This is a genomic window from Paenibacillus sp. JJ1683, from assembly GCF_053006485.1.
This window is the reverse complement of record NZ_CM129820.1, coordinates 1,627,979-1,642,134: the sequence shown is the minus strand read 5'-3', so window position 1 is coordinate 1,642,134 and position 14,156 is coordinate 1,627,979. Positions and strand designations below refer to the sequence as shown.

Annotated in this window: 18 protein-coding genes; 2 read left to right on the top strand and 16 right to left on the bottom strand. The window is 46.4% G+C overall.

From position 1 onward, the window contains the following. Window positions 1-45 precede the first annotated feature (45 nt). Entirely contained in the window at window positions 46-387 is a 342-nt protein-coding gene (locus ACUC6J_RS07050) for a GIY-YIG nuclease family protein (RefSeq protein WP_090887879.1), read from the top strand. Between the two features lie 2 nt (window positions 388-389). On the opposite strand, the gene ACUC6J_RS07045 is transcribed toward ACUC6J_RS07050, so the two are convergent. The 12 genes from ACUC6J_RS07045 to ACUC6J_RS06990 form a co-directional block, all read right to left on the bottom strand. Continuing rightward, window positions 390-950: a GNAT family N-acetyltransferase gene (locus tag ACUC6J_RS07045; RefSeq protein WP_016820600.1), complete on the bottom strand. Its 561-nt coding sequence runs from the start codon at window positions 948-950 to the stop codon at window positions 390-392. Window positions 951-980: 30 nt separating this feature from the next. Continuing rightward, complete coding sequence (locus ACUC6J_RS07040) at window positions 981-1,538, bottom strand: hypothetical protein (protein ID WP_016820601.1); 558 nt, start codon at window positions 1,536-1,538, stop codon at window positions 981-983. A gap of 279 nt (window positions 1,539-1,817) precedes the next feature. Further along, window positions 1,818-2,762, bottom strand: coding sequence for a class I SAM-dependent methyltransferase (locus ACUC6J_RS07035; RefSeq protein ID WP_447249985.1), 945 nt, complete (start codon window positions 2,760-2,762; stop codon window positions 1,818-1,820). A 111-nt stretch (window positions 2,763-2,873) separates the two neighbouring features. After that, entirely contained in the window at window positions 2,874-4,085 is a 1,212-nt protein-coding gene (locus ACUC6J_RS07030; protein ID WP_447250288.1) for a rhamnogalacturonan acetylesterase, read from the bottom strand. Between the two features lie 60 nt (window positions 4,086-4,145). Further along, the gene (locus ACUC6J_RS07025) at window positions 4,146-4,628 is read right to left on the bottom strand and encodes a ribosomal maturation YjgA family protein (RefSeq protein WP_447249984.1); all 483 of its coding nucleotides are present in this window, start codon (window positions 4,626-4,628) and stop codon (window positions 4,146-4,148) included. A gap of 191 nt (window positions 4,629-4,819) precedes the next feature. After that, on the bottom strand, window positions 4,820-5,407 hold the full coding sequence (locus ACUC6J_RS07020; protein WP_019686624.1) for a GNAT family N-acetyltransferase: 588 nt from the start codon (window positions 5,405-5,407) through the stop codon (window positions 4,820-4,822). After that, window positions 5,404-6,117, bottom strand: a complete 714-nt coding sequence (locus ACUC6J_RS07015) for an HAD family hydrolase (protein ID WP_447249983.1) — start codon at window positions 6,115-6,117, stop codon at window positions 5,404-5,406. Before ACUC6J_RS07015 ends, ACUC6J_RS07020 begins: the two co-directional genes overlap by 4 nt. A gap of 34 nt (window positions 6,118-6,151) precedes the next feature. After that, the gene (locus ACUC6J_RS07010; RefSeq protein WP_016820608.1) at window positions 6,152-6,322 is read right to left on the bottom strand and encodes a hypothetical protein; all 171 of its coding nucleotides are present in this window, start codon (window positions 6,320-6,322) and stop codon (window positions 6,152-6,154) included. Window positions 6,323-6,377: 55 nt separating this feature from the next. Then, window positions 6,378-6,935, bottom strand: a complete 558-nt coding sequence (locus ACUC6J_RS07005; protein WP_016820609.1) for an SMI1/KNR4 family protein — start codon at window positions 6,933-6,935, stop codon at window positions 6,378-6,380. Window positions 6,936-6,994: 59 nt separating this feature from the next. After that, window positions 6,995-7,390 carry a hypothetical protein gene (locus ACUC6J_RS07000; protein ID WP_013370043.1) on the bottom strand — a complete coding sequence of 132 codons (396 nt, stop codon included), beginning with the start codon at window positions 7,388-7,390 and terminating at the stop codon, window positions 6,995-6,997. Between the two features lie 146 nt (window positions 7,391-7,536). Then, the gene (locus ACUC6J_RS06995; RefSeq protein ID WP_447249982.1) at window positions 7,537-8,622 is read right to left on the bottom strand and encodes a saccharopine dehydrogenase family protein; all 1,086 of its coding nucleotides are present in this window, start codon (window positions 8,620-8,622) and stop codon (window positions 7,537-7,539) included. Continuing rightward, complete coding sequence (locus ACUC6J_RS06990; RefSeq protein WP_016820612.1) at window positions 8,609-9,424, bottom strand: class I SAM-dependent methyltransferase; 816 nt, start codon at window positions 9,422-9,424, stop codon at window positions 8,609-8,611. The genes ACUC6J_RS06995 and ACUC6J_RS06990 overlap by 14 nt, the downstream gene beginning before the upstream one ends. Before the next feature lie 175 nt (window positions 9,425-9,599). On the opposite strand from ACUC6J_RS06990, the gene ACUC6J_RS06985 reads away from it, so the two are divergent. Further along, entirely contained in the window at window positions 9,600-10,691 is a 1,092-nt protein-coding gene (locus ACUC6J_RS06985; RefSeq protein WP_447249981.1) for a LuxR C-terminal-related transcriptional regulator, read from the top strand. Window positions 10,692-10,766: 75 nt separating this feature from the next. Here the strand turns inward: ACUC6J_RS06985 and ACUC6J_RS06980 are convergent, their stop codons facing one another. From ACUC6J_RS06980 to ACUC6J_RS06965, 4 genes are all read right to left on the bottom strand, one after another. Further along, on the bottom strand, window positions 10,767-10,946 hold the full coding sequence (locus tag ACUC6J_RS06980) for a hypothetical protein (RefSeq protein ID WP_013370039.1): 180 nt from the start codon (window positions 10,944-10,946) through the stop codon (window positions 10,767-10,769). A 77-nt stretch (window positions 10,947-11,023) separates the two neighbouring features. Further along, on the bottom strand, window positions 11,024-12,025 hold the full coding sequence (locus ACUC6J_RS06975; RefSeq protein WP_031463146.1) for a sugar kinase: 1,002 nt from the start codon (window positions 12,023-12,025) through the stop codon (window positions 11,024-11,026). Next, complete coding sequence (locus tag ACUC6J_RS06970) at window positions 12,022-13,083, bottom strand: SPFH domain-containing protein (RefSeq protein ID WP_025364371.1); 1,062 nt, start codon at window positions 13,081-13,083, stop codon at window positions 12,022-12,024. The genes ACUC6J_RS06975 and ACUC6J_RS06970 overlap by 4 nt, the downstream gene beginning before the upstream one ends. 231 nt (window positions 13,084-13,314) lie before the next feature. After that, window positions 13,315-14,085 (bottom strand): alpha/beta hydrolase, encoded by a 771-nt coding sequence (locus ACUC6J_RS06965; protein ID WP_447249980.1) that lies wholly within the window; start codon window positions 14,083-14,085, stop codon window positions 13,315-13,317. Between the last annotated feature and the right edge of the window lie 71 nt (window positions 14,086-14,156).

Genomic DNA, 14,156 nt, shown 5'->3' with positions numbered 1-14,156 from the left:
CGCTCTTGGGATTTATACAAAATGCTCAAATAGGAGGATTGGACAATGGATCGAAGAAAAGAACTAGTTCAGCAATACATGGAGATGAAGACAGAGGCAGGAATCTATTGTATTCGCAATACACGCAATGGGAAAATTTTTGTCGCTTCCACGCCGAATTTAAAGTCGCTGAATGGACGGCGTTTTGAGCTGCAAATGGGTGGATTTAAGAACAAACCACTACAACAGGAATGGAATGAATATGGCGAAGAATCGTTTGAATTTGAAGTGCTGGACGTTTTGAAGAAAAAAGATTCGGAATTCTTTGATGTCAAAGATGCATTGGCAAAGCTGGAGCAGACCTGGCTTGATCGACTCCAGCCTTACGGAGACAAAGGATATTTATAAACTTACTGCTTTACGGGAAACTCCGTCCGAAGATAGCCAAAAACAACAGCGTCAACAAACTGACCTTTTTCATAGAAGTAATCTCTCAGGTGACCCTCTTTAGTAAAGCCACTTTTGAGCAGCAGCCGTCTGGAGCCTTCGTTATCTGGATCAATGAAGGCTTCTATACGGTGAACCTGCGGCATTTGAAAGCCATAATCCACTACCGCTCTCAACGCTTCTGTCATCAGCCCTTGTTGCCAATATTCCGGCGCCAGCTCATAGCCAATTTCAATACGAGAGTGCTCCTTCTGCCAGTTATGAAATCCAATTGTACCCACCACCTGCTCAGGAGCTTCTTTTAACGTAATTCCCCAACGAAAACCCGCTTGCTTCTCGTATCTGGTTAGCATGGAACGAATAAATTTCTCAGCTTGCTCTACCTCCGTAAAACTTTCCAAATCATAATATTTTGTGACCTCATCTCTGGAAAAATAGGCAAATACATCCCTCGCGTCTCCTAATGTAAGCTGTCTTAAGCGAAGTCGATCGGTTTCCAGAATCGGAAACGTTTCCATTGTCATCATTCATCTCCTCCTTCACATTCACAGAACCTACCTGGTCAACCACCAGCCGATCCCCACCATCAATCCATTGATGAAGAATAATGCGATACATGCTCTCCACTTGTTGATTTTACTTGTTTGAAAAAAGCCGGTTACCGTACTACGGCACATAAACAATGTAAACAATAAATTCCAAATAATACGCATACCATATTTAACGTAGTATAGAGCAGGGCTTAGCTGCACACCACCTAACATTGGGGAGACATCGGGAATAAACAGAATTGCACACGCATAACGCATGGTCTCATATGTAAAATAAAATAATGCCAGCCACCAAGCCCACTTCTTACCGAACAACATACCAATACCGGCAGCCGTTCCTGCCAAGCCAAGCAACGCGATAAACCCTTGAAACATGCCTCTGCACATGCCTAATAACGTAGAAGCCTCATTTAGTGCATTGAGCGTCAATAGCTGTGTCACCAACAGGAGTGCTCCATTAAAAATTAGTAAAATAGCTGCAATGCTTACACCTAAAGGTCGTTCGAAAACCACGTTCGTTACATAATCTTCTACTTCTTTTTTCGTATACAAATCGGACACTTCTTCTACTCTCCTAACCCAATTATATACCTCCATTTTGCGGCGGGCATAATAACAGTGTGTTCTCGCCTCATCTCCATATATCGGCTTTTAGGAAAATATGGTTTAATCTTCCCTGAAAAATTCCGTTATCTATACAATAATTTATTATTCAGGGCAACTATGCTATCAAATTAACGTCATGGGAATCCCGATCATTAACAGAATCCCAAATAGAGTAATATCTATCCTTATACTACCATTCCAAGAGTGAATCTGACAAATGATTGATACTAGCACTTATGAATGTATACGCGTAATTTTCGTAGCTCTGTAACCTTTAGAGGACTCGATATACTCTACTTGATACCCCATTCGGGCATCCAAAAGCTCTTCCATGAATAGGAGACATGGACTGTAAATAAAGCTCCCTCCTGGCCGAATGGCTCTAAGCAATTCCATATATTTATGAGCGTACTCATGAATATTACCGTCTGTCTTCAGATGATGATGTATAAAATGATTGGAGAATGCCATATGTGAAACGATCGTTCCCCATGTACTTTCTTCATAAGTAGTCGCTAACCAATCTCCTCGGGTGATACAACCGTCTGTTTCAGCCAGCCGATCTGTTCCGTATGCCTCAATTCCATAGGCACGTAAATAAGTAACCAACCGTGCCTCTGATCCGCAGCCAACATCTAGAACAGGCTCTTGCAAACGAGCAATGTCCAATCCTAGCAGATTCGCTTGCAACTCCGGCGTATATTCCTCACAAGGTACCCAAAAGGTATATTCATTCTCTGCATACTTAGCGAACACTTCACGTCCATTGGTACGAGTTAAAAAATCTCTCAAATGCCCATAATGCTGCTGGAGCAGTAAGTCCAGAGTTGCCCCTGCTATAGACTTCTTTTGGAACAGCTTTTCAATCCGGGTGAAGAATCGATCATACAGCTCCGTAAGCTCCCTCGCATGATCTGTGTGAAAATGTAGATACTGATTGGTATTTACAAACTGGGACAGTATTTGGGCCGCTACATCCTTCACAAAAACATGATACGTATGCTGGCGCTTCAAGCTTTGAAGCATGAGGATCAGTTCCGAGCTTCGCTGCGTCAGCCAGTACGTCATTTCCGTTGATGGTCCTAACAGAACAGAGCCCTCGCGCATGTAAAATAAACTCCGATGCTGATTATGCAGGAGTTGACCGTTGATAAGATTATGAAGTTGAGCTACTGTCATACTACTTCCTCCTTAAAGTCCAGAACATTAAAGCCCCACCCAAGCCTAAATCATGCTGGGTTTGGGCAGGGCCAGCTTATTTTCTGAGTATATCATTATGGAGACTCGGTGCTATTGCAGATTCTCCGTCTTTACATTTGAAGATAAAAGAATATTCAAGTCACGAACCCCTTGAGCTACCAAGCGAGCTATTTGCTCCGCACCATACTCCTGAAAATGTGTATCATCCTTCACGCCATCAGGAAATGCAGGATACACACCTGGCTCCAAATGTAAAAACAGTGGAAGTGTTCCTTCCAGGCCTAGTGTATCATAGTAGGCTACACTCAATTGACTAAGATCGACCAGTGCAACACCCGTCTCTGATGCTGTTTCCTTCATCGCCTGCACATATTCCGGGAAACTGATCCGAAACGATGCACTTGCTGCATCATAATCGCGGCGGCCTACAGGAGTAATTAGCACAGGGACCGCACCGCGTTGGGTGGCTCCTTGGATGTACGTTTTCAAGTAAACTTTATAGTCGGCCGGTGAAACATAACGCTCCTGATTATTGATCGCGGCATCATTATGCCCAAACTGTATGAACAGATAATCTCCTGGACGGATATTCCGTAAAATATCATCTAACCGCCCTTGAACCAAAAAAGTCTTCGTGCTACGTCCACCAATAGAACGGTTCACAAAAATAGTCTCATCTGTAAAAAATGGAGCAATCATTTGCCCCCAGCCTGCCTGAGGCTTCATCGAGGCTTTGTAAGTTTGAACCGTAGAATCTCCTGCAAGGTATACGGAAGGATGCTCTCCAGCTGTACGAGCCTCCTTGGGAGTGATAACCAAGGCGTTGATCTTCGCTTCATTTCCTGAGAAATACAATTCTAGCTGACCGTCGATGAGTGCTAGCTCAAACCCAGCCTCGACAAATTGTCCTGCTGTTTTGGTGGTAGGTTCTACTTTAACAATGGATTCGGCTTTAACCGTAATATCCGTGTTTCCGGCAGTATCTCCGGCAATTAGAGAAAGCGTGTAATCCGCAGGTGGTAAATTGACGACAAAGGATGAGCCTTGAACACGCACAAAATCTGAGCGGATAGCATCACTTCCACCACGGTTCTCTTCATTTACCTTGGAAAGATCGGTAAATCCATAGCCACGCTCAGGCGTGTAAGCATCCTTAGCAGTGACCTGAGTGTAGCCGTCAGCCACATCCCCAGGACCAAAATCAAAACGAAGAGGCGCCGCAAGCTGCTTTTCCGCTAATGCCTGCCCTGGAATAAGTATGGTTGCAAACAACAAGCTGAACCCTACGCATAACCCAATCATCTTACCGAACGACCTGTGATGCTTTCCCTTTTGTTTCAAGCGCAACCCTCGCTTCTCAGATTATTTGAGTGGTTTGTCATCGTCCATACGTCTATTGATCCCCACCAGCCTTTGGCAGCCTTGGTCCAGTACCCAGGATATCATAATACCAACCGTGTACCTGATCAGATCCACGGTCAGAAACCCTTTGCCCAGCACTAGGCCGCCCAGGGTCGTCCCCCGAATGTGGTTAATCCAGGGAGCCTGGTACATCTGGCTGAATTCAATAGCGAAGCAAAACAGCAAACTGCCCCAAAGAGCTACAGACAACCGACGATTCACCCACAACATTCTCAGCCCAAAATAAATCATGCACGCCCACAAGGCATCCCCAAAGTGATTGGCAACGAATGCAGGTAACCGGGTGGAGAAAGCTCTGCTTCCCAAGCCCAACAAGATCATGACCAGCACGGCAACCAGATACGCAGCGCGGGTCTTCCAGTGGAACTTTCCCTTTATTTCCCGATTAATTTCCCAATTGCTGCTCTTACGAAGTTTTCTCATACTAAACTACCTTTCCTGACACTGGAAATCTCCGCAATACTGCTGTAAACTTTGTCAATCCTTCTTTTGGGATAGCGCTTGCAAGATTGCTGAACCTTAAGCTGCTGTCATATTGTATGCACACCAACTTGTCTGTATTTTTCGTCATATTATGAATCATATAAGCTCCCGCAATATCATACAATCGCTTGCTAAAATTCAATACCACGCACTTTGGCAAAAACCATATGGTGTACCATATTCCCCTCTTCATCATACTCGACATTCCTTAAAATCCCCTCTAATGTAAAACCTGCCCGTTCCGCTACCTTGGCGCTGCGCGTATTTCTGGAATCACAAAGAATCTCTAACCGGTTAGCATGCAAATGCTGTATGGCAAAATCTGTAATACCGTGCACGGCCTCTGTTATAATCCCCTTTCCGGTCCATGAGGTTCTGAGCCAATACCCAATTTCGAATCTTCGTGCATCCCAATTAATTCGGTGCAGACCGCTACTGGCTACAAATTGTCCCGAAGCCGTATCAAATATATACAGCACCATGTCAGACCGATCCAGAAATTTAAGTCTGGCTTGGCGTGAACGGATTTCAGATTCCTCTACCGTAGGGAGATTTCTCGCAAAAGGAAGCCAAGGCCGCAGCTCATGTACACTCTCGCGTATCGCCTCATTGACCGCCGCACCATCGCCCCATTGCGGAGCGCGTATAGTCAATCGCTCCGTCTGGAATTGTTCCGGGAATGATAACAGAATGGGATTCGGTTGCTGCTCGATACTCATGATGCTCCCTCCTCCATATTCGATGGATAACTGAGACGATCCAGCCAGCCAGTGATTTCACGTAGGCTCTGAATCTGATGATCAGGTACAATGCCTGCTTCATTCCACGTCATAAAGCCTTCCAGCCAAATGGTATGCAATCCTGCACTTTGCGCCCCACGAATATCATTTGTCGGATGATCGCCTACATAGCAGGCATGACCAGGTTCGGCAATGTCCAGCTCATTCAGAGCCAACTCGAAAATACGAGGATTAGGCTTCTCGACGTTGACTCCGCCTGATACAATAATGGAATCCACATAATCTCTCAGCATCACTCGGTCAATCTTCGCCTGCTGTGTACGGAGTGAACCGTTGGTAATCATACCAAGCTTCAAGCCCCGAGACCGCAGTTCAGACAGCACTTCCTTCGCTCCGTCCATCAGTACCGTAAATTTATGAAATTCACCATACCAAAAGCCCAGCATCTCCTGTACTGTCGTATCGGGATTTTTCAGTTTCAGGTCTGCATGCAGCTCCGTATACAGCTCCCTTTTATCCCGGTAGCCGTCCTGATCTGCCAGACGTATTCGTTCAACGACCGCCGCACGGCTGGCCGGTTCTTCTGCCACAATAAATCGTTCTATAAAGCGCTCCGTATATGCCGCGAATGCCTGTTTGCGGTGAATCAGTGTATTATCCAGATCAAAAATAATGGCTTCTATAGACATAACAAGCTCCTTTCTGTCCGTAAATTTATACCGATCAGCTCGAAACAAATTGAATAACTCCGATCATAATAAGCAAGAAAAAAATAGACAAGAAAATGATGATCATGTACTTTAAGATTTTGCTGGAAGTCGACTTTTGTTCCAGTTTGGTCTCGATCTGGGTCAACCTTTCTTTGATTTCTTCCAAATCCTGCTCCAACTTCACCTTAGTCTCTCCTTCCTTTATCTCGACTTATTTAATTTCCTAACGATTCGGCGATTCAGCTACATAAATCACTCCAAAAGCGAACTGTTTTTACCGCCTCAAAATTAATCTGTTCGTAAGTCTTCTCCCCAAATTCCAGCTTGAAATACTCCTGCAAACTTTCTCCATACACGATAATATCCGTTTGATACACTGAAAATACCGGATTTCCTTCTTCACATGGCTGCTCTGGGATATATCGATGACCATAGACGGGGATCAGCTTGGGCACACGCAAAAACTCACGTTTACATGTATCCACGGCTTCCTCCAAATCTGTTGGTCTTTCTCCCCATTCGGAAGGCCAGAACATATTCTGTTCTACATCAAAAATCATACCTTCAAGCGGCCAATTCAGCCTTTGCCGAATGACACCCATCCGCTGTGGTGACGTATCTCTCCATGGGATGAAGCTTTTACCGACTGGAAGAACGTTCATCAGCAGCTCTCTTAAGTCGGGCGGAAATTGAATATCATACCTGTCTTCGACCTCAGTAATCTCCTGGGTGGATAAGCCTGGGGTTAAGGTTACATCGTCTTTACGTAATAAATCGATAATATAAGCGATATCCATCTTGGCTTGAACACCTCCATTCGCTGTCTGACTGCACCTTCTGATTTGATTTCTAGCAGTTAGTCTAGCGGATTGGTCAAGAGGCCTACCAGACTTGTAACTTCAACTTCACCGACTCGGCGTGGGCCTTCCATAAAATATCCCCTGGTTCCTACATGTATCCGGTGTCGGTGTACCTTTTCCCTCATTTCTCCAAACAAAATCCACATTCTTGCCTGACCTTCCCGGTGAACCGGGTGCCTGGTATCCATGATCAATTGACCCTCTTCATCTTCAAACTCAGGATGTATTGCATAAATTCCCGTTGTTGTAATATCGTCGCCCTCATAGGAAAAATCGCAGCGATAACCCTGAATAGGCAGTTGTTTCCTGCCTCCTTCTTCCGGTGTGTAAAATCGATATTCTACTATAAAATCGTGCGGATGCTGCCTACTATGTTCATAGGGATTCCACATTTCATATCATCCCCTCTGGTCTTTCCCAAAAATATGTACTTCTTTCTAGTGTAATCCAATAGGAAAAGAAATCCAAGACCTATCCGCAAGACATTGCTGAATAAGCTTGGATGATATGAGAGTCTTTTTTTCAGAATATATGACTTTTATACTTGCTGTCCGTTCACCTGAATATCTACGTCTACCTGCTGTCCCAGCCAAGCCCGCATGTGATCCCACGAAAAAACCTGCTCCATGTGAAAAACACCATATGGAAGTTCTGAGCGATACAGAGCAAGCGCTGCAAAGACGGCAGCTTTAGCAGTTAAATCAGACTGATGATGTCCCCTTAGCCTGCATTCGACCCTCGTCTCCTTACCATTGAGAGTTCCTTGGGCGTCTACCTTGACCGCTACAGCATTTCCTCCAAAATGCACCTTGCCAAAGCTGCGAACTACTGCCTCACGAACCGTTGGCAGTCGGAGCAGACCTGATATTCCTATTGTCCGAAGCCCTGCCAGAAGCCGGGTGGTCAATCGCGAATCGAAACACAGGCGTGTGCTGACCGTAGGAACATCGAGTGTACGTGGAAGTGTCTGCTGATCCGAAAAAGGAAACCGATACGCCCGATGACGACCCACTCCTGCACCAAAGTCTGCCAATATGCCGTCGGTAAAGCTTCTTCGAGTCACTGGGCGTCCCTGTTCTATCACCTCCAAGTCGGTATGAATCTGATCTACAGTCCACTCAATCGCAGCCTGACCGTGTCGATCACCCAAACCCAGCATCAATGATATGTTCAGTTCATCCGTCTGATCCATGAGCTGTGTCGCTTGCAATGCCAATAGATTAGTTAGCCCTGGAGCTAATCCTACACTTAGCAGCGCAGTGGCCTGATAAGCTCGGGCCTCCTGATGACACTGCTCCACCTGACTCAAAAAGGCCGCATTCGCAGTAATATCCATGTAATGCACCCCATGCTGAAGACAGGTGCGTACCAAGGCTGTATTGTCCTGATCCAGACACATAATAACCATTTTGGCTTGCTTTAATATCGACGGGTCCAGCGGTTCATGAATATTAAGCTGCAAGGGTCGTATCTTGCCATTCGATTGTTGGCTGAATGCAGTGGCACGTTCCAGACTGCGGCCTGCGGCAAATACCTTGCCGGGGAACATTTCACTTAACTCTGTACATACAATTTTTCCAACATGGCCATACCCGCCAATAATGGTGATGTTATCCTTTGTCATAAGCCGTCTCTCCCTCTTTAACCGCAAACCATGCATTTACTAAAAAAGCACCATAATACCGGGTGATGTGGGTAAAGCCTGCATCTATCAACAGTTCCTGAATTGCTGCATTGGACACCGGGTTTGACTCACGGCCGATGGAAGCAGCGAATCGCTCCCAATCCTCCAGTGAAATGCCCTGACTCAGCATATGACCTTTCCATGCCTGCATTTGGATGGAAAAAGAAGGCTCCTGCGGATTCCCATTAATAGAAGCTAGACAAAAAGGCGCACCCGGCTTGAGTCGAGCGGATATCTGGCGCAGCAATGCCTGTTTACTTTCCAAGCTCTGAAGAAAATGAAGCACCAGCAGGCAGGTAGCAGCGTCATAGACTGGTTCATCGGATAATTCTTCGCAGTACTTTTCGTGCTGTTCTTCAGGCGATTCTCCAGACAACTCTTCCAACGTGCCTGTAACAAATGATATTTGTGAACCGATGTCCGCTTGTGTCACACGTTGACGTGCCAAATCCAGCATGTGCTCAGAGGGATCAACTGCCGTAAAGGACCATGTCTGATGCCGCCCTCCGATCGTAATCAATTCCTGACCGCCCCCAGCTCCGACAATGAGCACATTCGGGTCGATCTTTCGGGTATGAGCCTGTGCTGCAACCTGTGCAGTTATCAAACAATCTGTCATCTCATACAGATGGGCATATCCTGGTATTTTTAAAGCAATCGTATCCGCGTATTTATGCACATTCGGATGATTCCAGCTCATCGGTTGATTTGAGTCGGTATTTCCAATATGAGGTTGTTTCATATATGCTCTCCTCCAAACATTTAGCCTTGATCTTCAGCGACCATTCGTTTATTGTAGATTTAATTAAGAATCATTCTCAATTATAAAGACAATACGAATATCCACCATCCCATAAATGTGGGATTTAAAAAGACGCGCTTTGAAGAGTCTCCAGCTTTCACGATAGGAGTAAAGAATGAACGCACATCGTACACCATTGGCACAGCTAAAGAATGCTCGACAGCCATTTATAGAACTGGAAAAAAAAGCTCTATCCCCACCTTTGTACAAGCACACGCTAATCGACCGCTTGCGTACCCAGGTTACTTTCGATGCGGCGTGCTGCACGTCGGTAGATCCGCGTACGCTGCTTTCCACAGGGGCATTTACGGAATCGGGTGTAGAGGACATTCATAGCAAACTGCTCGAATACGAGTATCTGCACGATGATATCATGAAATACGATCAATTGGTGCGAGAAGGACAGCCTATCGCGACGCTTCATGGATCTACACAAGGCCAGCCGGATCGCAGCACACGTTTTAGAAATGTTTTGCAACCCGCTGGATTCGGCGATGAGCTGCGTATTCCATTTATGTACAAAGGAAGCTGCTGGGGATTTCTTACGTTGTTCCGCCACTATGGAAAGCCTGTATTCAGCGCGGAAGAGCAACAACTGCTTGAAGCGTTAGCGCCATCCATAGCCTATCATCTGCGTCAAACCAGTGTCGGTGTATCTCCAGCCCCCGCTATGGCTATGGAACATGAACTTGAGCCAGGTGTTCTGACGCTTTCTGCTCAACTAGAACCCCTCTCGTCCAATATAGTAGCAGAGCAGTGGCTAAAGCTGCTTCGGCAGCAGGAGGGAATCCATGAGGACAAGCTGCCGGCCTCTGTTCGGGCGGTAAGCTTGCGAGCGCTATCCACTTCTACTGCACCAGCCAGACTATGTATCCCTGCCGCAGACGCTGAAACTCCTTGGGTCACGATCAGAGCCACTCTCCTGCAAGGCGGACGCGAGCATATGGGCGAGAAGCAACTGGCCGTATGGTTTGAGCCTGCTAAAGCAACGGACATGTTGCCGCTTATGGCTGAGATCTACTTATGGACTGAACGAGAGAGACAGCTTGTCCGGCTCATTGTCCAAGGCTTTTCTACCAAGGAACTGGCAAGTGCACTTCATATTACGGCCTACACGGTGCAGGATCATCTGAAAGCCATTTTCTTGAAAACAGAGGTAAGCAGCCGTCGTGAGCTAGTATGGAAGGTATATTCCAGATTCAATTAATTATGTAAAAAAGACAGATGACCCGGTTAAAGATCATCTGTCTTTGCATCACTGCTCTATTGAGACGCAAGAGTCTTATTTCTGCGAAGAGGATTTCGTATCATCGTATGATACTGGTGAGGGCTTCGCAATCCATTCATCAGCCTCAGGCTCGATATCCACGCCATTGTCCAGCTTCGTTTTCTCCATCAAGGAATCTCCGTCCTCGTTCTTCTTGTTGCGGATTTTCGCTTCGTCTTGAGTGTGGTCGCTCATGTTGATTCCTCCTTTTTTAATTTCATCTGATGGTTGTACCTTACTCATAATTACCCATTGCCGTCCTGTACAAACCTCTACACCACCAGATGCCCTTTTTTCTCCGCCGGTCCAATGGTCGCCTCAATGCCAGCATTAAACTCCAGAAAGTCGCTCTCTACTCCATCACTAAAAATAACTCCATTCTCCGGCATCTGCGAAGCAATTCGCAGCGGTCTTTCAACGGCCACCTGTCCAAACACCAGCTCCGCAGCAGTCGTCCGACTGGGGAATGGTTCTCTCACTGTAAAATAAAGCGAAGGCGAGCTCCAGGTTGCACGATGATCATGCCCCATTCCTTCTACTGTCCCTTCCTGGCTGAAAGCAGCATCTGACATCAGGTGATCTGGAGTCAGCGAGACCGGATGCCGTGTAGCACTGCCGACAATCCCGGCCGCTCCAGCCAGCACACTGGTCAGCCAGCCCGTCGCCCCCAACCCGGTAGAAACAATAATACCGCTGGACGATTGCTGCTCTACCTGATCCTCCAATCTCAGCTCATATCTTGCAGAAACATGAGTTTTGCGTCCGATGAACAAATCGTTCACGGCATATATGGATTGGCCATCATTCAGTTGGGCTTTAGCCAGCGTAACCTCCTTAATCGGCCGTCTGTGCACGAACACATCCGGCACCACCCAACGCAGATCAGATACAGTAAACGGCAGCAATACCCCATCCCAGCGCAATGGATCTGGATTTACGCCGATTAGCGGCTGCTCGGTCAAATATTTTAACGTGTTGGCTACCAGCCCATCCTGACCCAGTACCACCACCGTATCCTGCTCACCAAAAATAAAGTTCGGCACATGTTCCCGCTCCACAATCTGGACACGCCCCAAGGCCGATAACTCGGACGTTGCCGTTGCCACCGCCCTGCGGTAATTTTCATCCTCCAGCACATAATCACTAAAATCTGCACCCAGCCGTTCCATAAAGAAGCGAGCCTGCTGCACCGTATTGTAACGAACAATCAGTTCCTCCAGTCGCGTTTTACGCTTCACCAAAATAATCTTCTGCTCTGTCATTCGGCTGTTCATCGTGCTCTTCCTCCAGACCCTCTCGATCCTGCTGATCCGTTTGTTCCCGTATCTGACATGAGACCTTGCAGCAGGTCCGGTGTAATATTCAACTGACCAATTTTCCCTGCATTTTCTGCGAGCTCCTGAAAGGCGATCGCAATCAGCTTATCCGGGCTCATATCCATGTTGGCCATAGCTTGAAGTACGTTAGGCTCGACATCTTGCAACGATTTCATCACCGCTGTCAGCTCATAGGCCTTGGCATCGGCTTCGGCCTTTTTATTCGTTACAGTCAGCTCAATCAGTTCGCGCTTTTTCTCTTCCAAGGCCGTGTCAAACCGCAGCTGCTCCTCCTTCATCTCACTTTGCTTTTGCTTTACGGAACGCTCGGCATCCAGTTGGGTTTCGCGAATCTGTCTCTTTTTCGTCTCCACCGCAATTTCCGTATTCAGCTCATTTTCCTTCACACGCCGCTCCTGCTCTATGGATGCGTTACGACGCTCGTACAAAGCGTGATCCGCACTGCGAAGAATTTCCTCTCTCGCCTGCGCCTCCAGTGCTCTCATCGTCTCCTTATTTGGTAAAATCGCCAAAATGGACAGCCCCATGACCTCAATGCCCAGTTTCTCCATTTCTGTATGCTGAGCAATATCCTTCGTCATATTTTGAGCCAGACGTTCACTGGACTGAACCGCTTCTTTGAGTGGGACACGTTCCAAATACTTTTTGGTAAGCACCTTGGCGATGTTAATCACCCGTTGAGCCAGCTTGCTTGGATCGTCCGAAATGTAGCGACGTTCCTTCAAATCATACGTGTAGTTTAAAATCTGCGTCGTTCTGCGGTAATCCACAATCCGATAAGTCAGTTGCCCCTGCACGGTCACCGCCTGGAAATCATTTGTCATATCTTCAAACATAAACGGTACATCAATGGAAGAGACAGGCACGACAACGACCGAGGTGGTCGGCGCGTAGTAATAAAAAGATAACCCAACACCCTCTCGAACCACCTTCCCGTTCTTCACCTTCATGACATACTCACTGGGCTGAAATTTAACAAAATTAAATCCAAACATCGTCGCTTCCTCGCTTTCTTTAGAGTGTTCATTTTTATTATTTCTTAATTGTTATTATCAATTTGTTATTAACAATAAAATAACACAGATAATCCATAATATCAATATGACATTTACAAAAAAATAAAGGCCGCTTCCTCTCCGATACGCTCGGTTAAAGGAAACAGCCTCAGGTTTCTTGCATTTTATTTTATAAGAACACTTTTAAGAATTTTATACCTAACTGCATATTTACATAGAATCAGCAGCAAAACGAACCGCTCTGCTAACCAAGACAGGCAGCACGGATATATGACCTTCATCTGTAAATTCTCGGTACTCTACGTGTAGCCCTAGATCGTCCCTAGTCGTTAAAAGCGTAGCTAAGTCCCTGGCCTTTTCCTGCATGCCAGTAAAATGTCCGGCCTCTAACTCCCCTACAGCAATCAACAGCTTTTTATTCCAATGCTTCTGAGCTATAGAAGCTACAAACTGTTTCTCTTCATCCATAATAACTTGTCCGCCCCAGTGTATAGACGGACTTCCCGCCACATACACCTGAAAAGAGTTTGGTCTTGTAAACAGGGTATGTAATACGAACAGTCCTCCAAGCGAATGCCCGAAGATCGTCTGTCGATTGCGGTCGATAAGAAAATCACGCTCGATCATTGGCTTAAGCTCATCTTCAATAAATGACAAGAAATGCTCGGCGCCCCCGCTTTCTTTGGAGGCATCTTCATTTGGCTTTACCGGAAGCTCCACAGCCGTCCCAGGCAGTGTAAGATCGTAATATCGTGAAGGATGAAAGGGAGCCTCTGTTGGATAGCCTATTCCTACAATGATAGCTGGAACAACCCCCGTTTTGTCAGGCCGTCTGCCCTGAACGCGCACCGCTTCCACCATGGTTCCAAAAACAGAATTGGCATCCAGCACATAAATAACGGGATAGCCAGATACAGGAGGTTCCTCGGCAGGAATGGCAATATAAATATGATACTCACGGTTCTCAGCCTGCGAGTACATTACTCGATGCTGACTGCGAGGAACGTATACGGCTCCGTGAGCATCATTGGAATGATAAGCTTGCGTAAATA

What these genes read in the sequence shown, in the direction of transcription:
- ACUC6J_RS07050 (WP_090887879.1), top strand. Translation starts at nt 46, where the DNA reads ATGGATCGAAGAAAAGAACTAGTTCAGCAATACATGGAGATGAAGACA.
- ACUC6J_RS07045 (WP_016820600.1), bottom strand. Translation starts at nt 950, where the DNA reads ATGACAATGGAAACGTTTCCGATTCTGGAAACCGATCGACTTCGCTTA.
- ACUC6J_RS07035 (WP_447249985.1), bottom strand. Translation starts at nt 2,762, where the DNA reads ATGACAGTAGCTCAACTTCATAATCTTATCAACGGTCAACTCCTGCAT.
- ACUC6J_RS07030 (WP_447250288.1), bottom strand. Translation starts at nt 4,085, where the DNA reads ATGATTGGGTTATGCGTAGGGTTCAGCTTGTTGTTTGCAACCATACTT.
- ACUC6J_RS07025 (WP_447249984.1), bottom strand. Translation starts at nt 4,628, where the DNA reads ATGAGAAAACTTCGTAAGAGCAGCAATTGGGAAATTAATCGGGAAATA.
- ACUC6J_RS07020 (WP_019686624.1), bottom strand. Translation starts at nt 5,407, where the DNA reads ATGAGTATCGAGCAGCAACCGAATCCCATTCTGTTATCATTCCCGGAA.
- ACUC6J_RS07015 (WP_447249983.1), bottom strand. Translation starts at nt 6,117, where the DNA reads ATGTCTATAGAAGCCATTATTTTTGATCTGGATAATACACTGATTCAC.
- ACUC6J_RS07005 (WP_016820609.1), bottom strand. Translation starts at nt 6,935, where the DNA reads ATGGATATCGCTTATATTATCGATTTATTACGTAAAGACGATGTAACC.
- ACUC6J_RS07000 (WP_013370043.1), bottom strand. Translation starts at nt 7,390, where the DNA reads ATGTGGAATCCCTATGAACATAGTAGGCAGCATCCGCACGATTTTATA.
- ACUC6J_RS06995 (WP_447249982.1), bottom strand. Translation starts at nt 8,622, where the DNA reads ATGACAAAGGATAACATCACCATTATTGGCGGGTATGGCCATGTTGGA.
- ACUC6J_RS06990 (WP_016820612.1), bottom strand. Translation starts at nt 9,424, where the DNA reads ATGAAACAACCTCATATTGGAAATACCGACTCAAATCAACCGATGAGC.
- ACUC6J_RS06985 (WP_447249981.1), top strand. Translation starts at nt 9,600, where the DNA reads ATGAACGCACATCGTACACCATTGGCACAGCTAAAGAATGCTCGACAG.
- ACUC6J_RS06980 (WP_013370039.1), bottom strand. Translation starts at nt 10,946, where the DNA reads ATGAGCGACCACACTCAAGACGAAGCGAAAATCCGCAACAAGAAGAAC.
- ACUC6J_RS06975 (WP_031463146.1), bottom strand. Translation starts at nt 12,025, where the DNA reads ATGAACAGCCGAATGACAGAGCAGAAGATTATTTTGGTGAAGCGTAAA.
- ACUC6J_RS06970 (WP_025364371.1), bottom strand. Translation starts at nt 13,083, where the DNA reads ATGTTTGGATTTAATTTTGTTAAATTTCAGCCCAGTGAGTATGTCATG.
- ACUC6J_RS06965 (WP_447249980.1), bottom strand. Translation starts at nt 14,085, where the DNA reads ATGTACTCGCAGGCTGAGAACCGTGAGTATCATATTTATATTGCCATT.